Annotated in this window: 7 protein-coding genes; 5 read left to right on the top strand and 2 right to left on the bottom strand. The window is 58.7% G+C overall.

Going from position 1 to position 8,880, the window contains the following annotated elements; genetic code table 11:
- The first annotated feature begins 345 nt into the window (after positions 1-345).
- Positions 346-1,008 (top strand): beta-phosphoglucomutase, encoded by a 663-nt coding sequence (pgmB, locus tag AC6I6H_RS22160; RefSeq protein ID WP_497956734.1) that lies wholly within the window; start codon positions 346-348, stop codon positions 1,006-1,008.
- Positions 1,009-1,204: 196 nt separating this feature from the next.
- Positions 1,205-1,714, top strand: coding sequence for an LURP-one-related/scramblase family protein (locus AC6I6H_RS22155; RefSeq protein WP_497956732.1), 510 nt, complete (start codon positions 1,205-1,207; stop codon positions 1,712-1,714).
- A 154-nt stretch (positions 1,715-1,868) separates the two neighbouring features.
- Here the strand turns inward: AC6I6H_RS22155 and AC6I6H_RS22150 are convergent, their stop codons facing one another.
- Positions 1,869-3,347 carry a phospholipase D-like domain-containing protein gene (locus AC6I6H_RS22150; RefSeq protein ID WP_497956730.1) on the bottom strand — a complete coding sequence of 493 codons (1,479 nt, stop codon included), beginning with the start codon at positions 3,345-3,347 and terminating at the stop codon, positions 1,869-1,871.
- 302 nt (positions 3,348-3,649) lie between these two features.
- Between AC6I6H_RS22150 and AC6I6H_RS22145 the strand changes: the two genes are divergently transcribed.
- The 3 genes from AC6I6H_RS22145 to AC6I6H_RS22135 all read left to right on the top strand — a co-directional run bounded on the left by AC6I6H_RS22145 (position 3,650) and on the right by AC6I6H_RS22135 (position 7,809).
- Positions 3,650-5,392 carry a glutamine--tRNA ligase/YqeY domain fusion protein gene (locus tag AC6I6H_RS22145; protein ID WP_497956729.1) on the top strand — a complete coding sequence of 581 codons (1,743 nt, stop codon included), beginning with the start codon at positions 3,650-3,652 and terminating at the stop codon, positions 5,390-5,392.
- A 148-nt stretch (positions 5,393-5,540) separates the two neighbouring features.
- Entirely contained in the window at positions 5,541-6,080 is a 540-nt protein-coding gene (locus AC6I6H_RS22140) for an RNA polymerase sigma factor (RefSeq protein WP_497956727.1), read from the top strand.
- Positions 6,073-7,809, top strand: a complete 1,737-nt coding sequence (locus AC6I6H_RS22135) for a beta propeller repeat protein (protein ID WP_497956725.1) — start codon at positions 6,073-6,075, stop codon at positions 7,807-7,809. The genes AC6I6H_RS22140 and AC6I6H_RS22135 overlap by 8 nt, the downstream gene beginning before the upstream one ends.
- Positions 7,810-7,996: 187 nt before the next feature.
- On the opposite strand, the gene AC6I6H_RS22130 is transcribed toward AC6I6H_RS22135, so the two are convergent.
- Positions 7,997-8,326 carry a hypothetical protein gene (locus AC6I6H_RS22130; protein WP_497956723.1) on the bottom strand — a complete coding sequence of 110 codons (330 nt, stop codon included), beginning with the start codon at positions 8,324-8,326 and terminating at the stop codon, positions 7,997-7,999.
- Positions 8,327-8,880 lie beyond the last annotated feature (554 nt).

The following is an 8,880-nucleotide window of genomic DNA, read 5'->3' as shown; positions in this document are numbered from 1 at the left end:
CATCTCTGGCGATGGGTGCAAGCCCATGAGTGATTCTAACGGTTGTGAGCGAGCTTATTTGCCCCAAAAGCGGCGGATTTCCTTGGAAAACCGTTAAATAAGCTCTGTGGCAACCGTTACATTTTTAAAAAGGCCAATTTGGGCTCATTAAGCTCTGTGGCAACCGTTAGAGTTTTGAGGGCGTTTTGTTAGCCCTGTTCCGCTTGCTCTCGGAGCCTCTTCGTAAGGTCGCCCATACCTTACCGGTATTGACAGAACGAGAAGGGTGGTCCCGCGCGGGACAGCCTGCTACAATAAAAACAAAATTCGCGCATCCGTGCGCAGTCTGGATGTGAACCCTGCCGTATGGCTTCCCTGAAAGCTGTTTTGTTTGATCTTGACGGCGTGATTGCCGATACAAACTCGTTTTATGATCTGGCCAACCGCAAGCTGGCCGCCGAGCTTGGCGTCGAAGTGAGCGACGAGGAGAACGATTCCTTCAAAGGAATCGACCGCAGCGTCATCGTACGGACGATTGCGGCGAAAACCGGCCGCACGTTCAGCGAAGCCGAAGTACGAGAGCTGGGCGAGCGCAAAAACCGCTACTACCAGGAGCTGATCGCCGGACTTACCCCGGCCGATATGCTGCCGGGCATCGCCCGTTTTTTGGAAGAGCTCCAGGAGGGCGGCCTGCTGCTGGGGCTTGCTTCGTCCAGCTCGAACTACCGGTTCACGCTGGAGAGGCTTGGCGTTCTGGAGCGGTTCGACTTTTTGGCCGATCCGGCGGCGGTGGCGCGGATGAAGCCTGCGCCGGATATTTTTCTGGCTGCGGCGGACGGGCTCGGCGTTCCGTATTCGGCGTGCGCAGGAATCGAGGACGGCGAGGCGGGGCTTGCCGCCATCCGGGCGACGCCGATGTTTTCTGTTGGCGTCGGCACGGTCCCCTACCTGGCACTGGCGGACTGGAACCCGTCTTCGACGTCGTGTCTGTCGCTGTCGGAGCTGCTTCGGCGTTTTGAAGAACGTTAGGGGCTGAGTTGCTGATTTTCGGGGATCAGATGGGGAGCAAATGGCAAAACGATGAAAGCTCTTTGCGCGAAACGCCGGGTGGAACAGTCGTGTATAACCGGAGCGTGTTCGAAAAGGCTATCCATCTCTGGAAAATGAAACAGGTTCGGACCGGCCCCGTATGAAACAGAAATTCTTTTTGAAGGGGCGATCGGACATGACTTTGATTTTTCGGGACAATTTTTTCAATGCGGGGCAGACAGAGATTTTGGACGCATCGGGGCAGCCGGCTGGGGTTTTGGATTTGGGGAGCGCCTTCAGCTCGTCGGTCGAGCTGTTTCACGCGTCCGGGGAGCCGGCCGCTTCAGGCGGGTTTCGCCATGCATTTTCCAACAAGTGGCTGGTGTTTGGTCCGAACGGCGAGGAACTGGGCCTTTTGCGCAGCCGGATGAGTTTTATGAGCAAACGGTTTGAATATGAAGCTTACGGCAGAGGCGTTTACGAAATTGAATCGCCCGCGTTCTCGCGGGACTATGAGGTGATCGGCGAAACGGGCGGCTCCGTCGCCTCGTTCCGCAAGATCAGCGGCTTTTTCTCATCGGGAGCGTATCAGCTGGAGAATGGCACGGGCATCCTCAACAGCTATGAACTGGCGGCTGTCATCATGGGAATTCACGCCATCCAGAAACGCCGCAACAACTCGGCTGCGAATTCGGCCTCGACCTGATTCGGAGCTGCCGCGCCGCAACGCTGTTGGTAATTCGGCGTTGGCCTGATTCACGGCTGCCGTACCGTTTACCCCGGTGCTTGCCGGAAATTCTCCCGTTCGGGAATCTCAACGCCGGTCCGCCTCCTCCGGATTTAACGCGAAGCCAATACGTTCAATACGTGGTGAGGCCGAGCCAGCATTGCAGACGGTACAAAATTTTGCGGAGCGTCCCGCGCTTGTCCCGGAAGGCATCCGAATCCAGCGTAAAGGTGCCGTCCCGGTTGGTCCACAGCCGGTCGAAGTAATCATCCGTCTGCCGGACGAGCGGGCTGTCGTCCGGTGCCGTTATCATCAGATCGGTTTCCAGGTTGAGGCTGTCGAGGTTGCGTTTGGTGAAGTTGGCCGCACCCGTAAAAAGAACCGTTTGGCCGCCGCTTTGGACCATCAGCAGCTTGGTGTGGTACTGCTCCCGGGTTGTGTTGTACCAGCGGAGGTCGATGCGGCCCTCCGACTTGGCGAGCAGTTCGTCCGCAACGGGCCGGTTGGGCAGGCCGATTTTGGTCCGCCCGAACGCATTCTCGTTCGGGTCGAGAATCAGCCGTATCTCGGCCCCGCGCTCCGCCGCGTCAAGCAGCGAGCGGATGATGCTGCGATCTCCCAAATAGAACATCCCCATCCGGATGGAATCGCCTTCCCCGGCGGCGCCGATCGCTTCGGTCAGCCGTGCGGGGATTTTGCCTTCCGTGAGCACCCGCACCAGGTACGGCCCTCGGCTTTCCGCCAGCGGACCGGGGCCAAAGGACGGCAGCTCCACCGAACCTCCGTACGACAGCCGCGCGGCAGGACGTTCGCTTTCCAGAAGATCGGCGATAACCGCCGGGTCGCGGGTCGCAAACGCCGTATTGGAATTGTAAAAGCTGGCGTCATGGACGTTAAGGGACGGCACGATGGCGAGCTTTTCCGTCAGAATCAGCTTGCGATGATTGGCCTTGGTATTCAGCAGCTTCAAATAAGAGCGAGCCGTGAGCTTCGGCCCTTGATCCGCCATGGCGTTCGGCAGCCAGCCGCGGCCGGACTGCCCGAATGGCTGAAGGAACGACCGCCACACGCAAGAGTAGAGCGGGACCGAATCGCGCAGGGACTCTGTGGCCGTCAGCGCCGTCACAATCCCGGCCTGCTTCATCCGTTCCAGCTCGGGCGAGGCATAGAAGCCGTATCCGGTGTTCACTTCATCGGTGAGGAACACGACCGGCAGGCCGGGCCGGGCCTTTTTGCGGGCGATCAGTTCATCCGCCAGCTTGCTCGCCATGGGCGGAACGTTTCCATCAGCAGGATGCCAGCCGTTAAACAAAAACATGTCGATAACAATAAACTGCTCCGCTTCCCGCACCGCCTGCAGAACCCGTTCAAAGATAGCCTGTACTTGCTGCTGGACGCCGTCTTTTTGGTACGTGAGGTCGTAGAGAAATTCCACCTGGCCGGTCCTGCGCTCGGGTCCCTCCACGGACAGCCCTTCGGGAAGCGGCTTGCGGGCATGGTAAACCGCAACTGCTGCGAGAACCGCCAGCAGGACAAGCAGAGTCAGGGCCGGTGCGGCCCAATTGCGCCGTTTGGTTTTGGCACGACGAGATTTGCGGGACGGTAGGGTCATGCTGGGATTCCTTTCGTTTTGGCGTGACGAGATTTGCGGGACGGTAGGGTCATGCTGGGATTCCTTTCGTTTTGGCCGGGGCGGACCGCCTCAGGCCGTCGTTTTCGTTTTCGGGCACCGGTATTCGGCTCCTTCTCTCCGGTTGGCGGGCGAGTGGCCGCTTCCGCTTGCGAACATGCGGTTTCTCTTGCCATACCCTTATATTTTCCTAAAAAATTGTGTAGTATAGAGGAATAAACTTGGACAGAAACGGCGGGCGTTTTCCCGGGCGGGAAAACCGGCCTGCAAAGGGGTGGAAAGCAGTGGAAACGGCAAAACCGGCATCATCCTCCAACTTCATCAAAAATATCGTCGCCGACGATCTGGCAACGGGGCGCGAAACCCGGGTCATCACGCGGTTTCCTCCGGAACCGAACGGCTACCTCCATATCGGGCACGCCAAAGCGATCTGCCTGAACTTCGAGCTGGCGGACGAATTCGGCGGCAAAACGAATCTGCGTTTTGACGACACGAACCCGGTCAAGGAAGACACGGAATACGTGGAGGGCATTCTGAACGACATCCGTTGGCTTGGCTACGAGTGGGACAGCCTTCATTTTGCCTCGGATTATTTTGAAATGAACTATGAACGGGCGGTTTTCCTGATCAAAAAAGGCAAGGCCTACGTGGACGACCTTTCCCCCGAGGAAATGCGCCGCATGCGCGGAACGCTCACGCAGCCGGGGCAGGAAAGCCCGTACCGCAACCGCAGCGTGGAGGAAAACCTGGACTTGTTTGAACGCATGCGCGCAGGCGAATTCAAGGACGGCGAAAAGGTGCTCCGGGCCAAGATCGACATGGCTTCGCCCAACCTGAACCTGCGCGATCCGGCGCTGTACCGGATCAAGCATGCGCATCATCACCAAACGGGGGACAAGTGGTGCATTTACCCGATGTACGACTACTCTCATCCGCTGGGCGACGCAATTGAAGGCGTCACGCATTCGCTGTGCAGCCTGGAGTACGAAGACCACCGGCCGCTGTACGATTGGGTTATCCGCGAATGCGAAACCGAAAGCGTGCCGCACCAATACGAATTCGCCCGCCTGAACCTGACGAACACCGTCATGAGCAAAAGGAAGCTGAAGGCGCTTGTCGACGCGGGAGCCGTGGACGGATGGGACGACCCGCGCATGCCCACGATCGCCGGCCTGCGCCGCAAAGGCTACACGCCGGAGGCGATCCGCAGCTTCTGCCGCGAAATCGGCGTGGCCAAAAGCTACAGCATTGTCGATGAGCGGATGCTGGAGTTTTTTATCCGCGAGGACCTGAAGCTCAAGGCGCCCCGGACGATGGCGGTGCTTGATCCGCTGAAGGTGGTGATCACGAACTACCCGGAAGGCGAAGTCGAGTGGCTGGACGCGGAAAACAACAGCGAAAACGAAGCGATGGGCAGCCGCAAAATTCCGTTCTCGCGGGAAATCTACATTGAGCGCGAGGACTTCATGGAGACGCCGCCGCCGAAGTATCACCGGCTTTACCCGGGCAACGAGGTGCGGTTGAAGCATGCCTACTTCATCAAGTGCGAGGAAGTCGTGAAGGATGCGGACGGTAACGTAACGGAAATCCGCTGCTCCTACGACCCCGAAACGAAAAGCGGCACCGGCTTTACCGGCCGCAAGGTGAAGGGAACGATCCACTGGGTGGAGGCGACCCACGCCGTTCCGGCGGAATTCCGGCTGTACGAGCCGATCCTGCTGGACGATGCGGGTGCCGACATCACCGACACGGATGCCGAGGAAACCGAAGACGTGCTGGGCACGGAGGAAACGGCGTACGTCGGCGGAGCCGCAGGCGAAGACCGCTCGTTCCTGGCCAAGACCAACCCGAATTCGCTGCAGGTGCTGCACGGCTTTGTGGAGCCGGACATGAAGAACGCGCAGCCGAATGACAAATTCCAGTTCTTCCGCCACGGCTACTTCAACGTCGATCCGAAATATACGACGGCGGACCGTCTGGTCGTCAACCGGACCGTTTCGCTGAAGAGCTCGTACGAAGTCAAATAACCGGGAGCGGCGCCAGCGCCGCTTCCCGCCAGAACGTCCGCCGCTTGCCGGCGGGCGTTTTTTTGCTGGAAACCGGAGGAGAAATTTTTTTCCGAACCAGGGAACTTTTTAACGCGCATCTTGTCTATTTGGCAGAGAGGTGAAAGGGATGGAAGAAAGCTACCTGGCGGCGGTATCCGGAATCGACGCCGGGGAAATGGACCGGATCATGCAAAAGTATTGGAAAGATGTATGGCATTATGCCTACTTTTTTACACAAAAAATGGACGCCGCCGACGACATCGCGCAGGACACGTTTGTGAGCGCATTTCGCAGCCTGGACGCGTTCCGGGGGCAGGCCAGCCTGAAAACCTGGCTGCTGCGGATTTGTCATAACAAGGCGGTCAACTACCGCCGCTCCGCTTTTTTTCGCCGGGTGGTTCCGGCGGCGCTTCCGCGTTCGCGCGAACGGGCGGATTCGGCGGAAACGGATTTTTTCCGGCAGCAGTTTGTGGACCGGATTTGGGAGCTGGTGCTTCGCTTGAACCCCAAGCAGCGCGAGGTGCTGCTGCTGATTTCGCATCACGGCCTAAGCCTCGCGGAGGCGGCGAACGTGCTCGGCCTGCCGGAAGGCACGGTCAAGTCGCGGCTGCATCGGGCGAGAATCACCATGAGCGAATGGTTAAAGGAGGAGGAGCAAGATGGATAAGGAGCGTGACTGGGAACAGCGTTTGCGCGGGAAGCCGTCGGGCTACGAGCCTGTGCCGGGCCCGGATGTCCGCCGGGCGGTGCGCGAGGGCGCACGCGGGCGGAAACGGCGCGATGGGTGGAAGATCGCTGCGTTTGGCGGTGCGGCGTTTGCGCTGCTTCTCACGGCGGGCCTGTTTCTGCGGGATGGCGGGCCGTGGGCGCGGACGGCGGGATCGGCTCAAACGGCCGCGCCTGGGGGAACGGCTGCTTCGCCTGCGGGAGAGACGCCCGGATCGGCTTCAACGCCGGGGGCGCAGGCGACGGGCGGAGGAGCGGGGCAATACGCAGGGATGGAATTTGTTACGCTGTTCTCGCGTTACCAATCCGCCGACAAGGCGCTGGAAGTGATCTACCGGCAGGAAGACCCGAAAGGGTATGTGGTGCGCACCACGAATGACGGGTGGCGGTCCGTTTCTACTACCAGCCTGCAAATAGGGGGGGACGAAGCTGCGTCTTTTTCGTGGGTTTCTGCGGATGCGGGGAAAGATTCCGCCTGGCTGCTTATGCGTGACAATTCGGAAAAGGGAGTTCCGGTTAAACTTCTGTTTCATCTTCCCGAAGAGGGGGATGGCTGGCAACGGTTAGGCAACCTTGGCAACCAGATACTCGGGGAAGTGACGGGAATGACATTCCACAGCGAAACCACGGGTTGGATTACCGCTAAAGGCGTTCGCTTCTCCAATGCACAGCTGTATAGGACAGCAGACAGCGGGAGAAGCTGGACTTTGCAGGAACTGGACTTGCAGGGCTACGCTTACGGGGAGTCCTATCCGCCGGTCTTCGACAAGGCGCAGCCGGAGCTTGGCTATCTGCCGGTGGAGCGGTTTACGGAGGACGGAGAGTCTGCGGGGAAAGTTTACTACCGGACGGAAGACGGCGGCGAAACCTGGACACCGACCGGGCAGACGGCGCGGTTTAAGGATTCCGAGTTATTTATCACCGGAAAAGGATATGCCATCTCGGCAGACGGAGGAGGCGGCTATCAGGCGGAGCATTCGGCTCTCTCGGAAGGCGCCATGGAGACCTATTTGGGCGAGAACATCATGCGGGGCTGGCGTTTTTCGGAAGGCAAGTGGCAGTGGACCAAGGACACGGGGGACAGCTGGCAGAACGGCCCGGCGCTGGATCGTCCCGGACAGGGCGGAGCCGAGCCGGGAACCGTGACCTCAACGCCGGATTCGGCCGCGGCAACGAATGCACCGGATAGAGAAGAGGCGGGGAATAACACCCATACGCCGGACGGAGCGGAGTCCGGGAACGGCACCGATGGGCCGGACGGGTTCCAACCGGGCGTGCACATCGACGTGAACAGCCCGGAGCAGGCGCGGCTCGGCGCTTCACCGGAAACCCGCGACCCGGTGGAAGGAGAGCAGCGCAGGGAAGTGCTCGAAGCGGCGATCGGTTTTTACAAAGCCTGGGCGGAGAAAGACGAAGGGGCCTTTTTGTCCTATTACCCTGAGGTCGCCCGGCATTATGGGGAAGGGGATTGGAAAAGCTACTTCATGAATCCGCAGCAGGACCTGTCCGTGGATGTGCTGTTTTTCGTGGAGCAGCGGCCGGGAGAGGTCGGCGTCACCGTAAACGGCGCTCTGCGGGATAAAAGCACCGGAGAGGAAAGCCCGTTCACCTCGTATTTGCTGCTCGCTCCAAAGCAAGCCGGAGGCTGGCAGGTGCAGATGGTGGATTAGTTGGACCAGCGGGAAATAGGCAAGACCGCAGGCAAAAATGTCCTTTGCAAGACCGCAGCCAAAAAGCCCCCATTAAGACCGCAGCCAAAGAGCCCGCATGCAGACCGCAGCAAAAAAAGCCCCCATGCAACACCGCAGCAAAAAAAGCCAGTGAAGTTAGCGAACTTCGCTGGCTTTTCTGCGGCTGCTAGTCGCGGCTGCTCATTTTGTAATCCTTGAGGGCGTCCAGCTTCATTTTGCTGTTGCCCAGCTTCGGCGGCGCGTAGCGCTCCGGGTCCTTCATGCTGCGAATCTCGTACAAAAGCTGCTCCAGATAGGCAAGGGCCGTGCTCACACCATACAAAACCAGAGAGGACACGATGCCTCCCGCCCACCAGGCAAATGCCGCCTCCCAACGGAAGCCGTCCGTAAACCCGGAGGGAAGCTGCGGGTCGCTTTTGAAACCGATGATCAGACCGGCGAGCAGCCCGAGAATCAACGCCGCATGCCCGAGCGAACGGCAGAAGCTGCTGTCCATGTGAAAACCCCTTTTTGCTGCGTTTTCTTTCATTGTACCGTTACGGCGTCAGGGAGTAAATGAAACGGAAGGAAAAAGAAGGGGGGGCGAAAGTGAGGTGTGAACTGAAAGGACTCCTTTTACGAGGTGACCATACGAGATGAAATAGAAACGACGTTGGCGAGGAGATAAGCATACGCGGTGAGAACTTCCGTTTTCACAGCGAGGAACATCGCTGGGCTATCTGAAACAAAACGAAGACATTCAGGAAGTATGGGTCTGAATAATTCCACCACGATTGTAGCGCGGCAGCGAACGTCCATACTAGATGGAAGACAGATCCTGGAGTCAGCCAAAGTAATTAGTCGGAGAGAAGAAAGCGATGTATCTTTAACGTCTCAGATAAGTATCGGGTGAAGTTTGTTTGCATCTCCCTCGCGTGCCGGTTCTAACGGTCGTCACAGAGCTTATTAGCGTCGAAAATACCCTTTTTCAATTCTACTCTGAAAATAACCCAACGTCATAGTCTATGGTACCCGCCGGGGCATGGGTGGCTAACGGTTGCCACAGCGCTT

This window comes from Gorillibacterium sp. sgz306347 (assembly GCF_059735245.1).
The sequence above is the reverse complement of the archived record's forward strand: the minus strand, read 5'-3'. Positions and strand labels throughout refer to the sequence as shown.